General features: G+C 35.6%; 25 protein-coding genes. 24 read left to right on the top strand and 1 reads right to left on the bottom strand.

Going from position 1 to position 22,831, the window contains the following annotated elements; all coding sequences use genetic code 11:
• Window positions 1-19: 19 nt before the first annotated feature.
• From ACM26V_RS07715 to ACM26V_RS07635, 17 genes are all read left to right on the top strand, one after another.
• Window positions 20-403, top strand: coding sequence for a (2Fe-2S) ferredoxin domain-containing protein (locus tag ACM26V_RS07715; protein ID WP_416150844.1), 384 nt, complete (start codon window positions 20-22; stop codon window positions 401-403).
• Window positions 404-442: 39 nt separating this feature from the next.
• Window positions 443-2,083: a precorrin-3B C(17)-methyltransferase gene (gene cobJ / locus ACM26V_RS07710; RefSeq protein WP_416150843.1), complete on the top strand. Its 1,641-nt coding sequence runs from the start codon at window positions 443-445 to the stop codon at window positions 2,081-2,083.
• A 22-nt stretch (window positions 2,084-2,105) separates the two neighbouring features.
• Window positions 2,106-2,978, top strand: a complete 873-nt coding sequence (locus tag ACM26V_RS07705; protein ID WP_416150842.1) for a sirohydrochlorin chelatase — start codon at window positions 2,106-2,108, stop codon at window positions 2,976-2,978.
• Window positions 2,975-3,742 (top strand): precorrin-6A reductase, encoded by a 768-nt coding sequence (gene cobK / locus ACM26V_RS07700; RefSeq protein ID WP_416150841.1) that lies wholly within the window; start codon window positions 2,975-2,977, stop codon window positions 3,740-3,742. Before ACM26V_RS07705 ends, cobK begins: the two co-directional genes overlap by 4 nt.
• Before the next feature lie 17 nt (window positions 3,743-3,759).
• The gene (locus ACM26V_RS07695; protein WP_416150840.1) at window positions 3,760-4,407 is read left to right on the top strand and encodes a precorrin-8X methylmutase; all 648 of its coding nucleotides are present in this window, start codon (window positions 3,760-3,762) and stop codon (window positions 4,405-4,407) included.
• A 3-nt stretch (window positions 4,408-4,410) separates the two neighbouring features.
• The gene (locus tag ACM26V_RS07690; protein ID WP_416150839.1) at window positions 4,411-5,520 is read left to right on the top strand and encodes a cobalt-precorrin-5B (C(1))-methyltransferase; all 1,110 of its coding nucleotides are present in this window, start codon (window positions 4,411-4,413) and stop codon (window positions 5,518-5,520) included.
• A complete protein-coding gene (cbiE, locus tag ACM26V_RS07685) occupies window positions 5,513-6,724 on the top strand; it encodes a precorrin-6y C5,15-methyltransferase (decarboxylating) subunit CbiE (RefSeq protein ID WP_416150838.1) in 1,212 nt (403 codons plus the stop codon). The genes ACM26V_RS07690 and cbiE overlap by 8 nt, the downstream gene beginning before the upstream one ends.
• The gene (gene cobI, locus ACM26V_RS07680; RefSeq protein ID WP_416151818.1) at window positions 6,724-7,425 is read left to right on the top strand and encodes a precorrin-2 C(20)-methyltransferase; all 702 of its coding nucleotides are present in this window, start codon (window positions 6,724-6,726) and stop codon (window positions 7,423-7,425) included. The genes cbiE and cobI overlap by 1 nt, the downstream gene beginning before the upstream one ends.
• Window positions 7,425-8,198: a precorrin-4 C(11)-methyltransferase gene (cobM, locus tag ACM26V_RS07675; RefSeq protein ID WP_416150837.1), complete on the top strand. Its 774-nt coding sequence runs from the start codon at window positions 7,425-7,427 to the stop codon at window positions 8,196-8,198. Before cobI ends, cobM begins: the two co-directional genes overlap by 1 nt.
• Entirely contained in the window at window positions 8,195-9,319 is a 1,125-nt protein-coding gene (locus ACM26V_RS07670; protein WP_416150835.1) for a cobalt-precorrin 5A hydrolase, read from the top strand. Before cobM ends, ACM26V_RS07670 begins: the two co-directional genes overlap by 4 nt.
• A gap of 16 nt (window positions 9,320-9,335) precedes the next feature.
• Complete coding sequence (locus ACM26V_RS07665; protein WP_416150834.1) at window positions 9,336-10,718, top strand: cobyrinate a,c-diamide synthase; 1,383 nt, start codon at window positions 9,336-9,338, stop codon at window positions 10,716-10,718.
• The gene (cobA, locus tag ACM26V_RS07660; RefSeq protein ID WP_416150833.1) at window positions 10,705-11,478 is read left to right on the top strand and encodes a uroporphyrinogen-III C-methyltransferase; all 774 of its coding nucleotides are present in this window, start codon (window positions 10,705-10,707) and stop codon (window positions 11,476-11,478) included. Before ACM26V_RS07665 ends, cobA begins: the two co-directional genes overlap by 14 nt.
• Window positions 11,479-11,493: 15 nt before the next feature.
• The gene (locus ACM26V_RS07655; protein WP_416150832.1) at window positions 11,494-12,060 is read left to right on the top strand and encodes a nitroreductase; all 567 of its coding nucleotides are present in this window, start codon (window positions 11,494-11,496) and stop codon (window positions 12,058-12,060) included.
• 23 nt (window positions 12,061-12,083) lie between these two features.
• A complete protein-coding gene (gene bluB, locus ACM26V_RS07650; protein ID WP_416150831.1) occupies window positions 12,084-12,746 on the top strand; it encodes a 5,6-dimethylbenzimidazole synthase in 663 nt (220 codons plus the stop codon).
• A gap of 184 nt (window positions 12,747-12,930) precedes the next feature.
• Window positions 12,931-13,434 carry a hypothetical protein gene (locus ACM26V_RS07645; RefSeq protein ID WP_416150830.1) on the top strand — a complete coding sequence of 168 codons (504 nt, stop codon included), beginning with the start codon at window positions 12,931-12,933 and terminating at the stop codon, window positions 13,432-13,434.
• Between the two features lie 70 nt (window positions 13,435-13,504).
• Complete coding sequence (locus ACM26V_RS07640; RefSeq protein ID WP_416150829.1) at window positions 13,505-13,708, top strand: nucleotidyltransferase domain-containing protein; 204 nt, start codon at window positions 13,505-13,507, stop codon at window positions 13,706-13,708.
• The gene (locus ACM26V_RS07635; RefSeq protein ID WP_416150828.1) at window positions 13,705-13,890 is read left to right on the top strand and encodes a hypothetical protein; all 186 of its coding nucleotides are present in this window, start codon (window positions 13,705-13,707) and stop codon (window positions 13,888-13,890) included. The genes ACM26V_RS07640 and ACM26V_RS07635 overlap by 4 nt, the downstream gene beginning before the upstream one ends.
• 166 nt (window positions 13,891-14,056) lie before the next feature.
• On the opposite strand, the gene ACM26V_RS07630 is transcribed toward ACM26V_RS07635, so the two are convergent.
• Window positions 14,057-14,215 carry a hypothetical protein gene (locus ACM26V_RS07630; RefSeq protein WP_416150827.1) on the bottom strand — a complete coding sequence of 53 codons (159 nt, stop codon included), beginning with the start codon at window positions 14,213-14,215 and terminating at the stop codon, window positions 14,057-14,059.
• A gap of 295 nt (window positions 14,216-14,510) precedes the next feature.
• On the opposite strand from ACM26V_RS07630, the gene ACM26V_RS07625 reads away from it, so the two are divergent.
• The 7 genes from ACM26V_RS07625 (at window position 14,511) to ACM26V_RS07595 (ending at window position 21,631) form a co-directional block, all read left to right on the top strand.
• Entirely contained in the window at window positions 14,511-15,980 is a 1,470-nt protein-coding gene (locus tag ACM26V_RS07625; RefSeq protein ID WP_416150826.1) for an N-6 DNA methylase, read from the top strand.
• A 706-nt stretch (window positions 15,981-16,686) separates the two neighbouring features.
• Window positions 16,687-17,001 carry a hypothetical protein gene (locus ACM26V_RS07620; protein WP_416150825.1) on the top strand — a complete coding sequence of 105 codons (315 nt, stop codon included), beginning with the start codon at window positions 16,687-16,689 and terminating at the stop codon, window positions 16,999-17,001.
• Between the two features lie 98 nt (window positions 17,002-17,099).
• A complete protein-coding gene (locus tag ACM26V_RS07615) occupies window positions 17,100-18,644 on the top strand; it encodes an NACHT domain-containing protein (RefSeq protein WP_416150824.1) in 1,545 nt (514 codons plus the stop codon).
• Window positions 18,645-18,732: 88 nt separating this feature from the next.
• Window positions 18,733-19,623, top strand: a complete 891-nt coding sequence (locus ACM26V_RS07610; protein ID WP_416150823.1) for an ion channel — start codon at window positions 18,733-18,735, stop codon at window positions 19,621-19,623.
• Complete coding sequence (locus ACM26V_RS07605; protein ID WP_416150822.1) at window positions 19,620-20,333, top strand: nucleotidyltransferase domain-containing protein; 714 nt, start codon at window positions 19,620-19,622, stop codon at window positions 20,331-20,333. Before ACM26V_RS07610 ends, ACM26V_RS07605 begins: the two co-directional genes overlap by 4 nt.
• Entirely contained in the window at window positions 20,330-20,710 is a 381-nt protein-coding gene (locus tag ACM26V_RS07600; protein ID WP_416150821.1) for a hypothetical protein, read from the top strand. The genes ACM26V_RS07605 and ACM26V_RS07600 overlap by 4 nt, the downstream gene beginning before the upstream one ends.
• Window positions 20,711-21,379: 669 nt before the next feature.
• On the top strand, window positions 21,380-21,631 hold the full coding sequence (locus ACM26V_RS07595; RefSeq protein ID WP_416151963.1) for a hypothetical protein: 252 nt from the start codon (window positions 21,380-21,382) through the stop codon (window positions 21,629-21,631).
• Window positions 21,632-22,831: the final 1,200 nt, after the last annotated feature.

Genomic DNA, 22,831 nt, shown 5'->3' with positions numbered 1-22,831 from the left:
TAATAAAGGAGTTTTTTTTATGACTACTTGGAATTTAACGGGAACAAAAAAACATGTTTTGATCTGTAATGGATCTAGTTGTATGAGGAAAGAAGGGGAAGAAATTACTCTTGCCATCCGAGAAGAAATAAACAATCTTGAATTAGATGAACAAATTCACACGTCTAGGACTAAATGTAATGGACGTTGTAAGGATGCTTGTGTAGTCATTGTTTATCCTGAGGGGAATTGGTATTCTGCTACATCTCCAGAGGTTGGTAAATCTATTATTAAAAGTCATCAAGATTCTTCCATCGATTTACAACGATCATTAATTTACGACTTTGAAAATGGAGAAATGCTAGCTGAAAATACTACTGATAGAATTAAAGGCATTTCAAAAGTAACCAAAAGAGAGGATTAGTTTTTTCGAATTTCCAGTTAATAAAAGGAGGAATGTGCGATGGTTGGAAAACTACTCATTATCGGTTTTGGGCCTGGGAGTTTTGACCACATCACGAAAAGAGCACAAGAAGCGATTCAAGAGAGTGATTATATTATTGGATATAAAACGTATGTTGAGTTAATTGAAAATCTATTAACAGATCAAGAGATTATCAGTACAGGAATGTCTGAAGAGGTAAGTCGAGCTCAAGCAGCGGTTCGTGTTGCTGAAGAAGGAAAAACTGTCGCTGTTATTTCAAGCGGTGATGCAGGAGTTTACGGAATGGCTGGTCTTGTTTATGAAGTTTTGATTGAAAAAGGTTGGAAAGAAGAATCGGGGGTAAGTGTTGAGGTCGTTCCTGGCATATCCGCAATTAATTCTTGTGCTTCATTACTTGGAGCACCGATCATGCATGATGCATGTACAATTAGTTTAAGTGATCACTTAACTCCATGGGAATTAATTGAAAAAAGAATTGATGCTGCTGGACAAGCTGATTTTGTGATAAGTCTCTATAACCCCAAAAGTGGTCGGAGAACGCGGCAAATCCAAGAAGCTCAAAGAATTCTACTAAAGTACCGTGAACCTAATACACCGGTTGGACTTGTGAAAAGTGCATATCGTGAACGAGAAGAAATCGTCATAACTGATCTAGAGAACATGCTGAATTATGATATCGGGATGTTAACAACGGTTATTATTGGGAATTCTTCTACTTTCCTCTACGACAACAAAATCATCACACCAAGAGGATATCAGCGTAAGTATACGTTAAATACAAAGGACCAACGATTAAAACCGCATGAACGATTACGCAAAGAAAATGAACCATGGGCACTGCACAAAGGAAAAAATGATATGACTAATGTCGAAACCGAAGCGAGTGAGGCTGAAAAAGTAGGGGATGTTCCACATACCACCTCTCTAGAACTTGCTGAAGAGGCACTTTCCCTATTGGATGGTGTGTCGGCAGAAAGACAAGGAGTAAAGACAGTGAGTAATCCGATGGTGTCTATTTTTGAGTTTGCGATTAGTCCAGGGATTGTTAATAAGCAATTCAGCCCTAAACAAATGATCGCTCTTGCTGAAGTGGTTGGAGAAGAAGGATCGATAGAGTATACAACACATCATCAAATGCACCTTCGTATTCCAACAGCCAATCCAGAGGTTATTACGGAGAAAATAAAAAACGCAGGATTTATCATTGAGCCTCTTGGTGATGTATTTCAATTAAAAGCATGTGATTTCTGTGATGGAGAGAAAAAAGACTCGATTCCATATGCAGAAGAATTACATCAAAATTTAAGTGGTCTTGAATTACCAAAGGGTCTGAAAGTTGGTTTCAATGGTTGCGGAATGGCTTGTTATGGAGCTGTAAATGACGACATTGGCATTGTTTTTCGAAAAGGCAAGTTTGATTTGTTCTTAGGGGCAAAAACAGTAGGACGGACTGCGCATGCAGGTCAACCTGTTGCTGAAGGTATTGAACCGAATAAAATCGTTGAAGTAATTGAAAAAATTATCTACGAGTACAAAGAAAAAGGTCATCCGAACGAACGATTCTTTAAGTATTTCAAACGAGTCGAGAAAATTCAAGGATTTGTGCACCAGGATATGACACCAAAAATAGAGATTGAACCAGCTCCATGCGGAGACTAATAGAAGGCTAGGGGAGAATAAAATGAGAGCAGTATTACTTGTCGGACATGGAAGTAGAGATCCAGAAGGGAACGAGGAAGTAAGACAAATCATCACACAACTCAAATCACAATTAGATCAAAGTCTTCTTATTGAAACCTGTTTTTTGGAGTTCGAGAAACCAAACATAAACCAAGGTATCGAAGCATGTGTGAAAAAGGGTGCAACAAGCATTTATGTCATTCCACTTATGTTGCTTGCAGCTGGACACTCGAAAATTCATATTCCAGCATCAATTGATGAAGCAAAAGAAAAGTATCCTAACGTTCGATTTACGTATGGAAGACCTTTTGGGATTCATGAAGAAACGATTGAAATTTGTAAGAGCCGTATTGAAGAGGTTGGTGAGAACATCAACGAAGAAGATTCTCGTGCAGCTGTGCTTTTGTTAGGGCGCGGGGGGAGTGACCCGGATGCAAATAGTGATTTTTATAAAATTTCTCGATTATTGTGGGAAAAACTAGATTACAAGTTAGTGGAACCAGCTTTTATGGGGGTAACAGCCCCGCTCATAAAGGAGGGTGTTGAACGGTGTATTAAATTAGAAGCGAAAAAAATTGTCATTCTTCCGTATTTCTTATTTACGGGTATTCTAATGAAACGTCTTGAAGCAATGATAGTCGATTTTGAACGAGATTATCCAGGAATTGAATTCAAGCTTGCTGGATATTTTGGATTCCATTCAAGGTTAAAGACGGTTATTAAAGACAGAATTGATGAAGCATTGTACGGAAGTGTGAGAATGAATTGTGATACTTGCCAATATCGAATTGCAGCAATGGAACACATTGATCATCATCATCACGACCACGACCATGATCACAGCCATGACCACGCGCAGGTTCAAAAACTATGATCCTCTTTGTAGCTGGAACAAGTGATGCTAGAGAGCTGGCTATTGTTGTAAATGAAGCTGGGCACAATTTGCTAACAACTGTTGTTACTGACAATGCAGCGATAGAAATGAGAAAGGCTGACTTAGATGTCTATGTTGGACGCTTAACAAGTGAAGGATTTGCGATGATGATAAAAGAAAAAAGTGTTCAAGCGGTTGTTGATGCTAGTCATCCATTTGCAGAAGAAGCTAGTAAAAATGCTCTTTTAGGTGCAAAAGAAGCAGGCATCCCATACATTCGGTACGAACGAGAGTCGCAAACCCATGAAGATAAAGGAATAACAATGGTTGATACCTATGAAGAAGCAGCCGATAAAGCATTTATGAAAAAAGGCGTTATTATGTTGACTACGGGAAGCAAAACCTTACAAACGTTTACTAATAAACTACTGAATCAGCCTAATATACGTGTTGTTGCACGTATGCTTCCAAGAAAGGATAATATGGAAAAATGTGATCAGTTAGGGTTGCCGCAAAAAGATATTATAGCTATACAAGGACCATTTACAAAAGAGTTTAATCGGGCACTTTACAAGCAATATGATGTTACGACGATGATTACAAAGGAAAGTGGGAAAGCCGGATCTGTTGATGAAAAATTAGAAGCAGCAATCGAACTTGGTATTGAGGCGATCATGATTAAGAGACCTAAGATTAATTATGGAAATGTATATTCTAATTTTGCAGATGTTCTCACACACATAAATGACGTTATAAAAAACTAATAATGGAGGACGATATAATGGATTTTCGTACAGAATTTAAGCCTTTAACGATACAACCACAGGAAATTGAGGGAAAGAGTTTCACCATGATTGATGAAGAGTTTGGTGAACATCAATTTACTGAACAACAATATAAAGTAGTTCAACGAATTGTGCATGCTTCCGCTGATTTTGAATTAGGCCATAGTGTCCTTTTTCATGATGATGCCATTCAAAAAGGGATCAACGCGGTTCGAAAAGGGGAACGAATCTATGCTGATGTTCAAATGGTTTCTAGCGGTATAAGTAAAGGAAGAATTGAGAAATATGGGGGAAGCGTAAATGTTTTTATCTCAGATCTTGATGTAATGGAAGAAGCAAAAAGGTTAAATACGACGAGAGCAATTGTTTCAGTGAGAAAAGCAGTCGAACAATTTGACGGTGGAATATTTGCAATTGGTAATGCACCTACCGCTTTACTTGAGTTAATAAGATTGATTAAAGAAGGATATGCAAAACCTAGTTTGGTCGTTGGACTCCCAGTTGGATTTGTATCTGCGCCTGAATCAAAGGAAGAGTTAGCAAAGTTAGATGTTCCGTTTATTACCAACGTTGGTAGAAAAGGCGGGAGTACTGTAACAGTTGCAGCATTAAATGCAATATCACTTTTAGCTGATAAGGAATAGAAGATGGAATCGAAAGCAAAAAAAAGAGAGAACAAGGAGATGCGAACGGGTTTTACAACAGGTGCATGTGCTACTGCAACAACGAAAGCAGCACTAGTAGCATTGATTACAAAGGAAGAGCAATTGGATTCGACAATCTATTTACCAGTTGGGAAATTTGCCACGTTTGTAATGGATGATTGTATCATTCAGCCTTCTTTTGCAGAAGCCGCAACGATAAAAGATGCTGGTGATGATCCAGATGCCACTCATCACGCTTTAATAAAAGCGAAGGTTAGTTGGTCCGATAAATCTGGAATTTATCTTGATGGTGGTGTCGGTGTTGGACGTGTGACAAAACCAGGGCTTCCTGTATCTGTAGGAGAAGCAGCAATAAATCCAGTCCCGCATAAAATGATTTGTGAGACAGCTGCTGAAGTGCTGCAATCATATGGTATTGAAAAAGGAATTAACATCATCATTTCTGTCCCAGAAGGTGAAAAAATCGCAGAAAAAACACTGAATAAGCGACTTGGTATCATTGGTGGGATCTCAATTCTTGGCACAAGAGGAACGGTGATTCCCTTTTCTAGTTCGGCATATATGGCTAGTATTGTTCAAGCGATAAGTGTTGCAAGAGCAAGTAATTGCGACCAAGTCGTCATTACAACAGGCGGACGAAGTGAAAAATACGGAATGCAACAATACCCTGATTTGTCAGAAGAAGCATTTATTGAGATGGGTGATTTTGTTGGGTTTACTTTAAAGCAGTGTAAGAAACAAGGAATAGAGAAAGTTTCTTTAGTTGGAATGATGGGGAAATTCTCCAAAGTTGCACAAGGAGTAATGATGGTTCATTCAAAGAGCGCATCGGTTGATTTTAACTTCTTGGCAGATGTTGCGCGTGATGCTGGGGTAACGAATCAAGAACTGCTTGATCAAATCATCGGTGCGAACACCGCATCACAAGTAGGGGATCTGATGGTGGAACATGGGTATGATGAATTCTTCACTATTCTTTGTAACTATTGTTGCACAGCTAGTCTAAAAGAGATAAAAGGTGGAATCTCGATTGAAACAAGTCTCTACACATTAAAGGGTGCGCTTTTAGGAAAGGCAGGTAAAGATGACTGAGAAAATAAAGGTAATAGGAATAGGTGATGAAGGCAAACAAAGCCTTCTTTCAATTTATCAACAATGGATAGACGAAAGTGAAATATTAGTAGGGGGAGAAAGACAATTAGCTTTCTTCCCAGATTACACTGGTGAGAAAAAGGTCTTAAAAGGAGGACTGGCAGAGCTTGTTACCCTTTTAAGCAAAGAAACGAGAAAAATCGTTGTATTAGCATCTGGTGATCCTTTGTATTATGGAATCGGAAGTTATTTAGCCAAAAAACTAGATGTAGATGTGTATCCATATTTAAGCTCGATCCAACTTGCTTTTGCTCGAATGAATGAACGTTGGGATGATGCTTACGTGACGAGTGTGCATGGCAGAAGCATAAATGGCTTAGCGCAACGAATAAATGGGCGTGAAAAAATAGCCCTCTTAACGGATGAGGAGAATAACCCATCTGCAATTGCAAAGTATTTACGATCTTTTGGAATGACTGAGTACCGCGGATTTGTTGCAGAAAACCTAGGTGGCGAAAAAGAACACTGCGCGTTTTATAGTCTCGACGAAATGGAAACAAAAGAATTTTCTACACTAAATGTTGTCATTCTGCAAAAGACAGAAGATGTGAAAGCGTGGCCAATGGGAATAGATGATGAAGAATTTCACCAAAGAAAACCAGAAAAAGGATTACTGACGAAAAAAGAAATTAGGACGCTAAGCATCATGGCTTTAAATCTTCATGAAAGTAGTACAGTTTGGGATATTGGCACATGTACAGGTTCTGTTGCAATTGAAGCCAGTTTGATTGCGAAATATGGCCGAGTGTATGCGATTGAAAAAAATGAATACGATTTAGAAAATTGCCGATTAAACCAAGTGAAATTCCGAACAGATTTTACTGTAATTCAAGGTAAAGCACCGGATCACCTAGGGACATTTCCAGACCCAGATGCGATTTTTATAGGTGGAACTGCTGGGAGTATGGAAGACATTCTAAACACTTGTTGCTCTCGGTTAAAAAAAGAAGGGAGAATCGTTTTAAATGCCGTGACAATTGAGAACTTAATGAAAGCGGTTGATGGATTTAAGAGCAGAGGTTTTGAAACAACGATTACACTTGCTCAAATTTCAAGAAGTAAACCGATTTTAAACTTGACACGCTTTGATGCGTTAAATCCAATTTATATTATTACAGCCCAACATAAGAAAGGGGAATTATGATGACTGGAACATTATACGGTTTAGGAGTTGGACCCGGTGATCCAGAATTAATCACCATTAAAGCTTTTCGGAAACTGAAAGAAGCAGATGTTATCGCCTACCCCAAAAAAAGAAAAGGAAGCAAAAGCTACGCTCATCGTATTATCGATGTCTACATAACCCCTGGTGAAAAAGAAATGTTGGGACTTATTTTTCCAATGACAAAAGATCCAATTATATTAGAGCGAGAGTGGTCTAATACAGTGGAGGAAATTTGGCAACATCTTAAAATAGGGAAAGACGTTGCATTCGTCACAGAAGGTGATCCGCTTTTATACAGTACGTTTATCCATATGATGAATCTTGTAAAACAGCGGTATCCAGAAGTGACAATCAAAACGGTACCTGGGATTTCATCGATTAACGGAGCTGCTTCTAGACTCGGTATTGCCTTAGCAGAAGGTGATGATCACGTTGCGATTATTCCTGCAAGAGATGACTATGAAGCTATGAAAAAGGCAATCGTCGAAAACGATTGTGTCATCTTTATTAAAGTTGCAAAAGTAATGGATGTCATGCTTGAAATTTTACGTGAACTAGATTTATTAGAGAAAGCTTCCGTTGTAACGAAGGTGACCTCTGATGAGGAAGTGATTTGGGATATTCATGAGTTGGATAGAGCGGAATTAGAATACTTAACATTAATGGTGGTGAGAAAGTAATGAAAATAACAATTATAGGTGCAGGTCCTGGAGATCCAGGTTTGATTACAGTTAAAGGTTTGAAATTGCTTCAAGAAGCAGAGGTGGTCCTTTATGCAGATTCCTTAGTAAGTGATGAATTAATTGATCAAGCCAACCCTGAAGCAGAAATAATTAAGACCGCTGGGATGCATCTTGAAGAAATGGTTCAACTGATGGTTGAACGTGTGTATGAAGGGAAAGACGTCGTACGTGTACATACTGGAGATCCAGCCGTATATGGCGCGATTATGGAACAAATAGCTTTACTCAATAAGAAAGACGTTCAAGTTGAAATTATTCCAGGTGTCAGCTCTGTTTTTGCGTCAGCTGCAGCACTAGGTGCTGAACTTACGATTCCTGAATTGACACAAACGGTGATCTTAACTCGCGCGGAAGGACGAACACCTGTACCAGAAGCTGAGAAGTTAAGAGACTTGGCAAAACACCATTGTACAGTTGCGTTATTTTTAAGTGCTACGTTAACGAAAAAAATAGTTAAAGAGTTTTTGGCTGCAGGGTGGAGCAAGGATACTCCAGTTGGAGTAGTCTATAAAGCAACATGGCCAGATCAAAAAATAGTAAGGTCGACACTAGAAAATCTAGATGAGGATATGCGTATAAACGGAATAAGAAAACAAGCGATGATCCTAGCAGGATGGGCTTTAGATAAAAATATTCAAGATAAAGATTTTAAGTCGAAACTATATGATAAAGAGTTTACTCATGGTTATCGGAAAGGAGTGAAGGAATGACACTCATTCTAGCAGAAGGAAAACAAGTAAAGATTGAACCTAAAGGAACTTATGTCATCGTTGCTATCACAAAGCATGGCGTAGAACTTGCCCGGAACTTCCATGCGAAATTTCCCCAGGCTGATTTGTTTTACATGAGTAAATTTGAAAGAGGGGATGAAGATGGACGTGACATTTCCTTATTTGAAGGAAATGTACGACTTCTTTTGCCATCACTTTTTAAGTCTTATAAAGGCATTATCATGATCGTTTCATTAGGCGCAGTTGTGAGAATGGTTGCTCCGCTTCTAAAAGACAAAAAGACCGATCCAGGTATCGTCGTCATTGATGATAAAGGGGAGAACGTCATTAGTGTCCTTTCCGGACATCTAGGTGGTGCAAATGAATTAACGAGAGAAATTGCTGAACTACTCGGTGCAAGATCAGTTATTACGACAGCATCTGATGTGCAAAAAACAATTCCAGTTGATCTTTTTGGCAGTAGGTTTGGTTGGGTCTGGGAATCGGCGGAGAAATTAACACCTGTCAGTGCTGCAGTTGTCAATGAAGAACAAGTTGCGATTATTCAAGAATCAGGTGAAAAAGAATGGTGGACTTATGATCGCCCTCTTCCGGATACAATCAAAGTGTATCCAACGATTGATGATGCATTAGAAGCAAAGCCAAATGCAGCACTTGTCGTGACACATAGGAACTTGCAAGAGTCGGAGCAAGCAATCCTCCAGAATGGCGTCATGTATCGTCCGAAAGTAATTGTGCTAGGAATCGGTTGCAATCGAGGAACGTCAATGGAAGAGATTGATCAAGTCATTCAAGAAACATTAAGTGAATTACAATATTCCGTTAAAAGCGTCAAGGCAATTTGCTCGATTGACTTAAAGAAAGACGAAGAAGGGTTAATTGCCATTTCACAAAAAAATAATTGGGAATTCATCTGTTATTCTGCTGATGAATTAAATCGTGTCTCGATAGACGCTCCATCAGATACGGTATTTAAATATACCGGGGCATACGGGGTTAGTGAACCAGCGGCTCGTTTATACAGTGGTGCAGATTCTCTTTCACTAACGAAGAAAAAATCAGGCAATGTAACGATTTCGGTCGCCGTAATCATTCATTAGTAAGGAGGGAACGGAGATGACAGAAAGAAGACTCGTCATCGCTGGAACTGGTAGTGGTGTTGGAAAAACAACATTAACTATTGGATTAATGTCAGCATTAATTAAAAGAGGGTTAACGATACAAGGTTTTAAATGTGGACCAGATTATATTGACCCTACGTACCATACCGCTGTAACGAACCGTGTTTCTCGTAATTTAGATAGCTGGATGCTTAAAAAAGATACGGTGTTAGATATTTTCAAACACGGCAGCCAAGGAGCTGATATTTCTATTATAGAAGGCGTCATGGGATTTTTTGACGGTAAAAATCCAAAAACTAATGAAGGTAGTACAGCTGACATTAGTATGATCATAGAAAGTCCAGTAGTACTTGTCGTCAATTGTGCAAGCATGGCTAGGAGTGCTGCGGCAATTGTTAAAGGATTCCAAGCGCTTGGTGAAGATACAAATATTGTAGCAGTTATCGCCAATCGGGTTGGAAGTGAAGGGCATTACAAAATAGTTAAGACAGCTATTGAACAAGAATGCCACGTTCCCGTTGTCGGGTATTTAAAACGAGAACTTGATATAGAGATACCTGAAAGGCATCTTGGTTTAATTCCATCGATAGAAAGAGGAGATCTAGACTCTTTTTTTGATACATTAGGTGAGAAGGTACTTGAGACTATTGACGTTGATCAGCTATTTGAGTTATCGACTGCAAAACCAATCATCACAAACATGATTCCTTCCCTGTTTGATAAGAAAAAAGAATCATCTGTTACCATTGCTGTCGCAAAGGATGCGGCGTTCAATTTTTATTATCCTGAAAATCTAGAAATCTTACAAACCTACGGAGCGGCCATCATCTACTTTTCCCCATTAGCAAATGAACCATTACCTGAGAATGTAGATGGATTGTATCTTGGTGGTGGATTTCCAGAGGAATTTGCAAAAGAGCTTTCTCATAATGGTGTGGCGAAAGAAACAATCAGGAATGCGATCGATAAAGGGTTACCAACGATAGCGGAATGTGGTGGATTTATGTATTTGACTGAATCGATTGAAACGACTCAGAATACAATACATCAAATGGTAGGAGTTATACCAGGAAAAGTGAAAATGCAGTTGAAAAGAGCAGCATTAGGTTATAGAGAAATAACTGGCCAACCTACTAATTTCTTTATTAATGAAAACGAGGTTGCGAGAGGGCATGAATTTCATTATTCTACTTTTGAAGCAGATTTGGAAATTCCTCATGCATATGAAACAAAAGGGATGAGGGGAATGAAAAAGGACGGCTATTTGAAAGGGAACTTAGTAGCAGGATATACTCATTTCCACTTTGGTTCATGTCCCGAAATAGTTGAAAATTGGATTCTAAACTGTCAAAGGGGTACAAGCAATGGAAGGAACTAATCCAAAAAGCCGCAATGGAAAAGTATATCTAGTAGGTGCTGGACCAGGAGATCCGAAACTAATTACCGTTTACGGGTTTGAGTGCATTAAGAAAGCGGATGTTATTTTGTATGATCGGTTAATTAACAAAAAATTATTGGAACATGCAAAAGAGGATGTCGAGTTCATTTATTGTGGGAAAGTACCTGGAAATCATACCGTTATACAGGATGAAATTAACCGATTGCTTGTTGAAAAAGCGCTTGAAGGAAAAATGGTTACGAGATTAAAGGGTGGTGACCCTTGTGTATTTGGAAGAGGCGGGGAAGAAGCTAAAGTACTTGCGGATGTAAACATTCCATTTGAAATTGTCCCAGGAATTACTTCTGGGATTGCAGCCCCAGCCTATGCAGGGATTCCGGTGACACATCGCGATTATGCCACTTCTTTTACGATGATCACCGGGACTGAACGAGCAGATAATGGGAAGAGTTTGGTTGACTGGGAAGCACTTGTAAGAGGTAGTGACACATTAGCGATCTACATGGGTACCCGCAATTTGTCCTATATTTGCAGTCAGTTAATCTCACACGGAAAAATGTCAACCACATTGGTTGCCGTCATTCAAGAAGGGACCACGGCACATCAGAAAACAGTGACAGGAACGTTAGCGACAATTGAAGAGATTGTAATGGAAGCTAAAATAAGTCACCCTGCGATGATTATTGTTGGCGACGTTGTCAAATTAAGAGATAAACTAGACTGGTTTGAGGTAAAATAGAGGGAGAGATGACGAATGACTGTATTAGAGTTATTGGAATCAAGAAGAGCGATTCGTAACTATGAGCAACGAGAGGTTGAACCCGAAAAAATCGAGCAACTTTTAATTGCGGCAACACTTGCTCCAAATGATAAAATGCGTGAACCTTGGAACTTCTTTGTCATACAAGGAGAAGCGAAAAAAAGATATGAACAAGTAGCGTATGAATATTTAGAGGAACGTTTCCCATCTAAACCGAAATTAATTGAAAGTTCCATAGAAGTCGTCAAAAAGACGCCGACTGTTATTATGGTAGCTTGTGACATTGCTTCAAATGAAGCTGATACAATAGATAATGAATACGCCGTTTGCTGTGCGATTCATTCGATGTGGTTAGCTGCAGAAGAATTAGGGCTTGGGTTTGTATGGAGAACTAGAGGTGTTGGTCTTGTCCATGATAATCGATCCTATCAATTTGTTGGATCACCTGAAGGAAAGAAAATGATAGGGACGATTTTTTTAGGTTACCCGGATTCAAAGGAATTAGAAACGATGAAAGAGAAAAAACGGACTTCTTTTAAAGAAAAAACAGTATGGCTATAATACGTTTTTAAAGGAGGGATTTTTTGTTTACAGAAGAAGAAAAGGAAGCATTCTACAAGATCCTTTACAAAAGAAGAGATATTAGAACTTTTTTACCTAACCCTATTCCAGATGAATCGCTGCAAAACATTCTTACTGCGGCCCATCATGCACCATCTGTCGGTTTTATGCAACCTTGGAATTTTACATTGGTTTATTCTGATGAGGTAAAAGAACGTCTTGCTTGGGCTGCAAATAAGGAAAGACGAGCTCTCGCAATTCACTATGAAGAGGAAGAAGAGAAAGAATCTGATTTTTTAGCATTGAAAATAGAAGGAATAAAAGAATCTCCTCTCACGATCTGTGTGACATCTGATCCGACAAGAGGTGGATCACACGTCTTAGGGAGAAATTCAATTCCTGAAACGGACAGTCTTTCCACGGCTTGTGCAATCCAAAATATGTGGCTGGCAGCCTGTGCTGAAGGGATCGCTTTAGGGTGGGTTAGCTTTTATAAAAAGCAAGATATTCGTAATATATTGGAGATTCCACCTCATATTGATCCAATTGCTTTACTTTCCATTGGCTATACAGATGATTATCCAAATATGCCGATTTTACAAACAGCAAATTGGGAGAAAAGAAGAGAGTTGGAAGAATTATTGTATGTAGATACGTGGGGAAATAATCGTACAAATATGGACTGAAGTGAGTCAGAAGAAAATAAGCGATATTATAATGCCCTGTCATCCGAGAAAGGAATACTCGAATGGCGGGGTTTTATTTTCCTATTTTATGGTATAATTAGATGGATATTACTCCCTCAACGGAACAGGTTATGTTAAAAGTAAATGTTTTCTTTCTATTCTATGGAAATAAGGAGGAGAAAAAGTGAGAATAGTTTTAGAATCACTACGATTTATTTTTATATTTTTTATACTTTCGACAATTTTAGGTGTAGTTACTCACTTGATTCTTTTGAGTATCGGTGTCAATGCTGATAAATATAGTTGGACTGCAGTATTTGGTGTATTTCTCTTAATGTTTGCTCTATATAGAAATAGAGGATGGGGAAAGGGATATAATAAGTCAATTATCTGGTTTTCCGTTAGCTTAATTGTTCTCTTATCATTGTTAATTCCAGATTTAACTCCTGTAAATTTACACACAAATAAATATAGTTATTCCTATGGTTTTCCATTTGAATTTTTAACTGTCAATAGTGAAACTGGAACAACGTTTCTCCTTCCGAAACTTTTAAATGGAGCGAGTATTTCTTTTGATATTTGGAATATATTAGTGAATTTTTTAATTTTCTATTTTGCTACACATTTTATCTTGAAAGGTTCTAACAAAAAACCGAAGCCTTTCTTCAAACAAGCAATCGTTGATTGAAATGTCGCCTGGTTGACTGCATATGCACTGAATTTTGTTATAATGAAAGAAAAATGGAGGTTATTAGACTGTGATCAAAAATTTCGAGCTAATCATAGTAAATGAACTAATAGAACATTTGTCTCCATTTTTAATTTATTTGTTTGGTTCCACAATCAATGGCAATACTCACGCAAAGAGTGATATAGACATTGCTTTTTATAGTAATCAATCATCATTAGACAGTTACGAATTATTCATGATTGCTCAGAAGGTTGCTAGTAAGCTCAATTGAAAAAAGCGAGTACGGTTTTTCAAGCACAAATCGTTTCTACTGGTGAAGTGATTTACTGTAAAAATGACGAGGAAAAAGCCCACTATAAATTAAAAGTATTAAAAATGTATGCAAAATTAAATGAAGAACGAGCTCATATAGTGAATAAGATAGAGGGAAGTGGGACTATCTATGGGGAATAATTACATAAACGAAGAAAACCTGTTAAGTGACCAAAGCCAAAAAGGACCTCAATTTAAACATAGAGGTCCTTTTAAATTTTTCAATAACTCAAGATGTAGTCGATTACTTATAGAAATAAACTAACAAAAAGATGCTGTTTTCTCAAAAATCTGATTGCTACTTGTGTTAACAATTGTCACGATTGTTATTTCGATCGTTTAAATCTTGCGCATCATTTTCTTCCGCAAAATCTTCATTTACATCATTAATATCTAATTCATTGTCGTTTTTATCATTTGTTTGGTTATTATTCCTATTGTTGTTGCGAGTATCATTTCTATTCATAGTAACACCTCCTCAGGTAATGTTATTATCCCTTTTATGAAAAACAATATTCTCTTTATTAAATTCTAAAATCTGGTAGTTCGATCTTCTAAAAAATGTAGAAGGTCGCTTCGCACAGTCACTGCAATTTCTTGATTATCATTTCACACTTTCTTTTATTTGGTTATAATAGGGATATCTTAACGAACTATGTGAACGGAAGAAACAATTATCTTTATTGGAAATCATGATGATATCGTGTGAAAAATCAATTTTTGCACGATACTTTCATGATAAAAAGGAGCAAGCATAACATATGGGGAACCAACAGATTGTACAGAAGCTATGGAATTTATGTAACGTGTTACGAGATGATGGGATTACTTATCATCAGTACGTCACGGAATTAACGTATTTATTATTTTTGAAAATGATGAAGGAAACTGATAAGGAAGAACTTATTCCAGAAGAGTATCGCTGGAATTCATTGACGAACCTTCACGGGCTTGATTTGAAAACACATTACCATAAACTCCTGATTGCCTTAGCAAACGAAGGAAACGAGATTCTACAACAAATCTTTACGAATGCGAAAACAAACATCGATGAACCGAAAAACTTAGAGAAAATTATTCGTTCGATTGAACAACTTGATTGGTACAGCGCAAAAGAAGAAGGTTTAGGCGATTTATATGAAGGATTACTTGAAAAGAACGCAAGCGAAACGAAATCTGGAGCGGGACAGTACTTCACACCGCGTGCATTGATAGACGAAATTGTTAAACTCATTAATCCGCAAGCCGGCGAGCGCTGTAATGACCCAGCTGCAGGAACATTTGGGTTCATGGTCGCAGCCGATCGCCATATTCGTAAAAACACAGACGATTACTTCGATTTAGGTGAACAAGAAGCCGAATTTCAACGAAAGAAAGCATTTACTGGTGTGGAACTCGTCAAAGATACGCATCGTTTGGCATTAATGAATGCCATGCTGCACGATATCCAGGGTGAAATTGCCTTAGGTGACACATTGTCTGAAATAGGCAAAAGCTTGAAGAACTATGACGTGATTTTAACGAACCCACCATTTGGTACAAAACAAGGTGGCGAACGACCAACCCGTGATGATTTAACGTTTACCACAACGAACAAACAGTTGAACTTCTTGCAGCATATTTATCGTGCATTAAAGCCAGACGGAAATGCTCGTGCAGCTGTCGTCTTACCAGATAACGTCTTATTTGAAGGTGGTATCGGAACGAAAATCCGAGCAGACCTAATGGACAAGTGTAACTTACATACGATTTTGCGTTTACCAACAGGGATTTTCTACGCGCAGGGCGTGAAAACAAACGTACTTTTCTTCACACGTGAAAAAACAGAAAAAGACAATACAAAAGAAGTCTGGGTCTATGACTTACGAACAAACATGGAAAACTTCGGAAAACGGAATCCATTAACAGCCAAGCACTTTGAGCCGTTTATCCAAGCATATGAAACAGAAGACAGAACAAAATTGAAAGACGAGCGCTTCACTGTCTTTAGCCGTGAAGACATCCGCAAGAAAGACGACAGCTTAGATATTGGTTTAATTGCCGATGATTCCTTCGCAGCTTACGAAAACTTACCTGACCCAATTGATTATGCTGAAGAAGCAATCGGCAAATTGCAACAAGCAGTAAGGTTACTGAATGAAGTCGTCACAGAGCTAAGAGCAGTAGACAATTGCCCTAAGGACACAGATAAAACTGCTGAAAAAGTTGTCGAGGCATCTGAAGAGAAGTAATTCCTAATGCTCATTACTAGATTTTTGTAATAAAAATGAGCCAGCCGTTTATCCTCATATGTCTTTTCATTTCAATTAATCTCAATTGTTTAATTTAGGTATATCTCAACTGAGCAAACAAGAATGTAGTGGAATCAGGCAGTTGAATTGTTCATTTAAGGTTGTTTAATTAATTAAAAATCAGTGAAAACAATAAAATTTAAATTTGGGAAAGAGCAACAATGTAAAGCATACGAATTGTTAGTCTTTTTTTGAAAAATTCCATTGTATATTTATGTAACAAAGCAATGAAAACAATAGAAAATTTAAACTTCGTATACAATCTACCCATCTAATATGGTTATTTATGTTATAATTATTGAATAAGAAAGTAAGTAAATGACTTTTATAGAGAATATTAATTAAGAATGACTCCATAAGATCAAATTCATATAAGAAAGGCTAAAAATCGATTATAGAAGAATATGAGAAGTTCTTATGTATACTGTAGTTGGTAGTATTCGATAAGATTGAAAGAATTGGACAATCAAGTTAATCATACGGCACCGCTGTTTAGATAACCGTAGTTATTTCATGGTGGTCGCAAATGACGAGAACTATAAAACATACTGCAACTGTTTTTTACTTTAACTTGTGAAGGGATAATTTCAATTTCACGAAGGATATTTTGGAGGGTATTTCATACTAAAGTTATTATAATAAAATAATGGAAACTAAGTATTCCGCTATAAACATGAAAAGGAGAGGATTGTATGGTTTTGGGATGTTAATTGGCACTAAGCTATTAGAGCATAATTTAAAAGAATTGAATGATATTGCTATAAACGGTATGATTGAGAAATGGAAACAATTTGAATCAAATTATAATAAAAATTTCGGGAATTATTTTGAAAAATCCATAACTAATCTTAATAAGGTTAGAACAATTTTGAATGATAGAACGCAAAACTTGACTGAGATATTTCAACCAACTTCTTTGCATGAAAACTTCAGAGAAGCAGAAGTATTTCAGACAAAGTAATCGAACCTAATAATTTTCTACCTTTTATTAACAACAAGAAATATGTTTGGATCACTGGACATGGCGGTATTGGAAAATCTACATTGTTAAAGCACACCATGCTATCAATTCTTATGGATGAGAAGAAAAGTAAAAATAAAATTCCTATATATATCGAACTTAGAAAATATAATCATGAGGAGGTTAAGAGAAGAAGTATTATTAATTTTATTTATAATGAAATGAATGTAAGCGGATTTGAATTACATAAAGAAATATTTGAATATATGTTGAACAAAGGGAGATTTTTGTTTCTTTTTGATGCATACGACGAGATTTCATCTGATAAATCCCAAATCTTTTTGCAGGAATTTGAAGACTTTTTAACAAAGTATGACAAAAATAATGTGGTAAATTCAAGTAGATTTATGCCCGCTGGATATCTAGATAATTTTATTAAACTATATGAGTTGAGAACAGATGGCCTTACTAAGCAAGAATCTATAGAGATGATAGGCAAAACTAAATATGATGAAGAAATTAAGCAAGAATTTATTAAAAGCCTATCAGAGGGTCTGTATGATGATTACAAAAGTATAGCTTCAAATCCAACATTATTGCTGTTGATGCTGTCATTATTTAGAGAAAACTCTAACTTTCCAAAGGAGAAAAGTGCTTTTTTAATAAAAGCATTTGAAGAATTGTTTGAAAGGCATGACGGTAGAAAAATCGCTTATACTAGAGATTTTCGTAGCAAAGATTTATCTAAGTATCAAAAGATGAAAGTTTTTTCAGCTTTCATCTTTTTAACTTATTTTGATACAAATGCTTCTCAAGATGACTTTAGTGAAGAGTATATCAAAGAAAAACTCGATATAATCATTAAGAAATATCCATGGCTTAAAAGATTAAATATAAGTAGTGAGGACCTAATTAATGACTTTAGAGTGTGCCTATGCATTTTGTATAAAGAAGGTGAAAAATACTATTTTGTTCATAATATTTTCCAAGAATTTTTCTCAGCATATCATGTATATAAGAGTGATGAAAAGACTCAGAAAAAGTTTTTGGAAAAGTATGCTTTCATTGATGAGAGAAACAAATCACATAAAAAAACAATATACAATTATAGAATGATTCAAACAACTTTTGACTACATCTGTGAACTTGATAATTCTGAAGATCAAAGTGTAATTAAATACAATTTATTGTTGCCTTTTTTGGAAATGATTGAATCCGAACCTAATTTTATCGATTATCACCATTTAAATACCAAGATTCGTTATAGATTTACATTTAAAGAGGATCAAATTGAAGTTCATTTTTTACCCGTAGGAATACTTAATTCAAAAAATAGTGCTTTACTACAGTTGTATAATATTTACATTTATAGAACTAAAGCATCTAAGGGTCGTGGTCTAGCAATACCAACCGAATTGATTACAATAGAAGAATATGAGAATTTAATTGCTTTACCAATGCTTGAAAGTAAGCTTCAAATAGAACGACGTGGAAGGGTAATGAACGAAAGTAAAGAGATAGAAAGACCAATGTTAGAAGTGGGGATGCAAAATGTACTTGCTAATGATATATTAAATAGTCTTTATATGAAGAGCCTCAGATATAAGAGAAATGAAAAATTAAAGGGATTGTCTGATGTTTAAGAGAAGATAGACGTAAACGTGATAATGAAGAGGAAAGTTTATTATAGTGATTCGAAGCTTAATCTACCATTTTTTTTGGGGGGGTTCTATGAGTCTGGAAGAGATAAGTATTCAAGATTTAAATTTAGAAGTTGAGCATGAAAAATTACATATAAAATTTGAGGAAAATGATACATTTACTTTAGAAAAAGTTAGAATTTTCAAATCGACTTTTAGTAATTTGGGTCTTAAAAAAGCAAATTTTACGAGCTGTAGTGTAAATAACTCTTTATTTGAGAAATGTTATCTAAGGTACGCGACTTTTAATAATATTGACTTTACTGGAAGTTCATTTGAGAGTTGTGACCTTCAAAATACTAAGTTTAATTCTTGTAATTTAAGGTATGTAAAGATAAGGAATTGTCATATTAATTTAAAAGAGGTACTAGGGTGCTTGCCCCAAGAAACAAACCTAAAAATAAACTTATTAAAAGAACTTAGGATGAATCAGCTTAGTGTTGGAGAAAATAAATCAGCTGATGAATTACTTATTAAGATACTTGATGCTGAAAAAGACTTGCTAATGGAAAGAGTTAAATGTGCAACAAGTTATCATAAGGAGAGAGAAGATTTATTATCAAGAGTTCTTGCGTATTTAAACTACATTTCGCTAGTATCTAATGATTTAGTATGGGGATATGGATTAAGGCTATCAAGACTTTTTCGTGCTGGTCTAATATTAGTCTTCTTTTTTGCTTTATTGATTTATTATTTTACAGGGAGTGAGTATATTACCAGTTCTGTTAATGGCGCTATATTAGTTAAATTAGATTTTTGGGATTCTTTTTATGCTAGTTATACTAATTTTACTACTATAGGATATGGGAATTATATTCCAATAACCTGGAAGACACAATTAATATTCGCGATTGAGAATTTATTAGGATTAATTTTCTTGGGTTTTTTAATATCCGGAGTTTATAGGAGAATTGCTAAATGAATAAAATAGATGGTTTTAAAAAAATAGATGGTTTAGAAGCAGTCATTTTGTTTGGTTCAAAAGCAAGAAATGATGCCGATAACAACTCAGACGTAGATATTTTTATTCTAATTGATGATAATTACTCTGAAGTTAATAAAAATAATTTAATTAAAAAGGTTAGTAGGATAATTGATGATAAAAAGACAAATGTATCACTATATTCAAAAGAAGTTTTTAATAAAATGCTTGATGATGGTTCAATGTTTCTTTGGCATTTGAAACTAGAAGGAAAATATATATTTAATAGATATAATATGGATATCTTCAAAGGTCTAAACGATTTTCAGAATTATAGGAAAAATTTAAATTTATATAAAGATTTATTTGCTGAAGCAAAGGAGAGTATAACTACTAATATGGTAAATAGTTACGATTTATCAATGTTATTCTTTCTATGTAGAAATCTTAGTTTATTAACTTGTTTTAAAATTGGACGTCCTAATTTTGGTAAATATTCAGCATATAATGAATTAATTTATTATTTAGGTTTTGAACCAATAAGGTGGGAAAATTATATTATACTTTCAAAATGGCGCATGAACTTCACAAGGGGAATAGGCGATAACTTAATGTACCCTTCAGTTTTAGAAACAAATAAGATAATAAGTGAGATAGAAGTTCTGTTTAGCTTCTGTGAAGAAATCCTTTCTAAGGAGGTAAACCAATGAGGAACTTAGATAATATTAGAATATTTCATGAGGAGTTAGAGAAAGATAAGTCTTTAATTTTTGATTATGCAAGAGTTAGCAGATTCGAAAGAGAATTATTTTTGTCAATTGCGGAATATATTAATGACAAATATGAATATGAACTAAAAGGGCTCACTAAGAAGCATTATCGAAAATTAGTAAATGAAATAGATTCTGAACATGGAAATTTAGAGCTAATTAAAGAAGCATTTAAGTTGAATTCTATGATTACGAAAAGAACCATATCAATGGGATATGGAGGGTATGCTGAAAAAAAAATTGTGAAAAACTATAAATTAAATTTATTTTTAAAGACGCTAAAGCACTATATTCATTTATATGAAAACCTCACATAGGCCATTCTGTTCCCAAGTAAATGAAATGAGTATTTCCGACTATGTAGATAGCCTATCATGAAAATAAGTAATGGGATTATCTTTTACATGAAGGAAAGTATAAGATTTCCTAGCTACATAAATGATTCTGTTAATCTTTTTTATCAATTATTTCATGTGAGGCGTCACATTCCATTATTACTATTAAATGAAAGTGGTACTGTATCCTCTCAATACTTAAATACTCATATTAATTGATAGACGTTAATGACACTTGTGTCGAAAAAAAGCAAGAATAGCCTGATTATGATTTAATTAATAAAGGCAGAAGTTAGAATTTATTAATATAGCAATAAAATAATAATAGAAACGGAAGTGGTAAAAGGGATGAATTTACTTTTAATGAATTTAAATGCATGGATGAACGAAAGTGATGCAAATTCCATAAAAGAATCGTTAATTATTGAAGCATCAGCTAGAAGTGATTTCTTCTGCAATTAAAAATGGTGCTGTTTCAGAAACTGGCGTATCGGCATATAATTTGATGAATGCTCGTTTCTATATATAGAAGTAAGTGGAGATTTTGTTATGAGCGTTCAAGTTACTCATGATTTTAAATATATGTATGATGCAGAAGCTATTAATGGTTATGCAAGATAATAATATTTAGACAAAAGCATGCTTTGAAAAATGGATTTTGATACAAACGCTGTAGTAAGTGTCGTAACAAATCAAACTTCAGATGACACAAATGGGTGTAACATTGAAGGTGATATGGTATGGCTTCAAGTAGCAAGAGTTAATAATGCTTTCTCTTTAATTGCCGATGATTCCTTCGCAGCTTTCGAAAACCTACCAGACCCAATTTATTCAGCTGAAGAAGCAATCGGCAAATTACAACAAGCAATCGGTTTATTAAACGAAGTCGTCACACAGAGCTAAGAGCAGTAGACAATGGTCCTAAGGACACAGATAAAACAGCGGAAAAGGTTGTCGAGGGATCTGAAGCGAAGTAATTCCTTTATAAACTATTTAATCCATTTATCGAGAGTAGAAAAGGTAGTATTAAAAAAGGACCAAGTCCAAATATCACATTTTGCTTGGAACAATCATATTTAGATTTGTTTAAACTGTTGTATTTATCATTATTTTTTAGAATTTCTTTTTTCGAGTTTAAATAAATAGAGCGCTATGGATAAATAGGTCAAAAATAGTAGCGACAAAAAGACTGGAGTGGACAGAACATTTTGGACAAATATCAAAAATATCACCTCTGGAATGATTTAATAAATAGAGTGGAACTGGAAAAATGAAATAGAAAAGTACTGCTGCTAGTAAAGCAAGAATAAGTGCCAAAGCAGGTTTTCTATAATGGATGAGCAAAAACATAAACAATGTTGTGTTTAACAATATTCTTCCAGTTATTCCACCCACCTCCGTATATAAATAATCCTTTATGAGCAAATAATGCCTCATTAATAGTGTAAAAAATCACCCAAACTGCTATATAGATCATCTTTGTATTTCAAGCTATAGGCATTCGCTGGAAAAAAATAATCAGAGTCACCGGACATATATAAAACGTGAAAAATAAATTAATCATCGTATGGTTTAACCATTCTGCAGTGATTCCCTGAAAAGCCCAAAGTAATTGATCGATAAATAGTGTTATACGTCATGTTTATGGCAAGGAAATACAAAATCGTAGAATATTGGTCTTTTACACGTAAGCATGATAAGACCACCAGTTACGGCACTGAAGAGAAGTGCTCCCTGTAAGTAAATGGGAAGAACGAGCATTAGTGCAATAACCCGAGAGTAAACATCGGATACCGAAAAACTCGAATATCTAGCAAAGGTGTCTTCATTTTCAGCTGTCGCCAGCCAAATAGTATAAGAGAAATAAACCCGAGAATCAGCATAGTTAAAACGAGGGGGTCTACTTCCTTGAAGTGTTGGATTTAGGGACTTTTTTTCTCGTATGGAAATTTGCATTTTCTTGCGGTGCTAATATCTGTGGATAGCAAATTACTTATTATATATTCCATAAATGTTTTTTATAGGCGTGTTAGGCAGTTATTTGTTATTATATTGATAATGATTATCATTATCGACATAATAACAAATAGAGTTAGAAATTTA

It is taken from the genome of Salipaludibacillus sp. HK11 (genome assembly GCF_047795645.1).
Taxonomy (GTDB): Bacteria; Bacillota; Bacilli; order Bacillales; family Salisediminibacteriaceae; genus Salipaludibacillus.
The sequence above is the reverse complement of the archived record's forward strand: the minus strand, read 5'-3'. Positions and strand labels throughout refer to the sequence as shown.

Coding starts and splice junctions, on each gene's coding strand:
- ACM26V_RS07715 (WP_416150844.1), top strand. CDS start 20: ATGACTACTTGGAATTTAACGGGAACAAAAAAACATGTTTTGATCTGT.
- cobJ (WP_416150843.1), top strand. CDS start 443: ATGGTTGGAAAACTACTCATTATCGGTTTTGGGCCTGGGAGTTTTGAC.
- ACM26V_RS07705 (WP_416150842.1), top strand. CDS start 2,106: ATGAGAGCAGTATTACTTGTCGGACATGGAAGTAGAGATCCAGAAGGG.
- cobK (WP_416150841.1), top strand. CDS start 2,975: ATGATCCTCTTTGTAGCTGGAACAAGTGATGCTAGAGAGCTGGCTATT.
- ACM26V_RS07695 (WP_416150840.1), top strand. CDS start 3,760: ATGGATTTTCGTACAGAATTTAAGCCTTTAACGATACAACCACAGGAA.
- ACM26V_RS07690 (WP_416150839.1), top strand. CDS start 4,411: ATGGAATCGAAAGCAAAAAAAAGAGAGAACAAGGAGATGCGAACGGGT.
- cbiE (WP_416150838.1), top strand. CDS start 5,513: ATGACTGAGAAAATAAAGGTAATAGGAATAGGTGATGAAGGCAAACAA.
- cobI (WP_416151818.1), top strand. CDS start 6,724: ATGACTGGAACATTATACGGTTTAGGAGTTGGACCCGGTGATCCAGAA.
- cobM (WP_416150837.1), top strand. CDS start 7,425: ATGAAAATAACAATTATAGGTGCAGGTCCTGGAGATCCAGGTTTGATT.
- ACM26V_RS07670 (WP_416150835.1), top strand. CDS start 8,195: ATGACACTCATTCTAGCAGAAGGAAAACAAGTAAAGATTGAACCTAAA.
- ACM26V_RS07665 (WP_416150834.1), top strand. CDS start 9,336: ATGACAGAAAGAAGACTCGTCATCGCTGGAACTGGTAGTGGTGTTGGA.
- cobA (WP_416150833.1), top strand. CDS start 10,705: ATGGAAGGAACTAATCCAAAAAGCCGCAATGGAAAAGTATATCTAGTA.
- ACM26V_RS07655 (WP_416150832.1), top strand. CDS start 11,494: ATGACTGTATTAGAGTTATTGGAATCAAGAAGAGCGATTCGTAACTAT.
- ACM26V_RS07630 (WP_416150827.1), bottom strand. CDS start 14,215: ATGAATAGAAATGATACTCGCAACAACAATAGGAATAATAACCAAACA.
- ACM26V_RS07625 (WP_416150826.1), top strand. CDS start 14,511: ATGGGGAACCAACAGATTGTACAGAAGCTATGGAATTTATGTAACGTG.
- ACM26V_RS07620 (WP_416150825.1), top strand. CDS start 16,687: ATGGAAACTAAGTATTCCGCTATAAACATGAAAAGGAGAGGATTGTAT.
- ACM26V_RS07615 (WP_416150824.1), top strand. CDS start 17,100: ATGCTATCAATTCTTATGGATGAGAAGAAAAGTAAAAATAAAATTCCT.
- ACM26V_RS07610 (WP_416150823.1), top strand. CDS start 18,733: ATGAGTCTGGAAGAGATAAGTATTCAAGATTTAAATTTAGAAGTTGAG.
- ACM26V_RS07605 (WP_416150822.1), top strand. CDS start 19,620: ATGAATAAAATAGATGGTTTTAAAAAAATAGATGGTTTAGAAGCAGTC.
- ACM26V_RS07600 (WP_416150821.1), top strand. CDS start 20,330: ATGAGGAACTTAGATAATATTAGAATATTTCATGAGGAGTTAGAGAAA.
- ACM26V_RS07595 (WP_416151963.1), top strand. CDS start 21,380: ATGGATTTTGATACAAACGCTGTAGTAAGTGTCGTAACAAATCAAACT.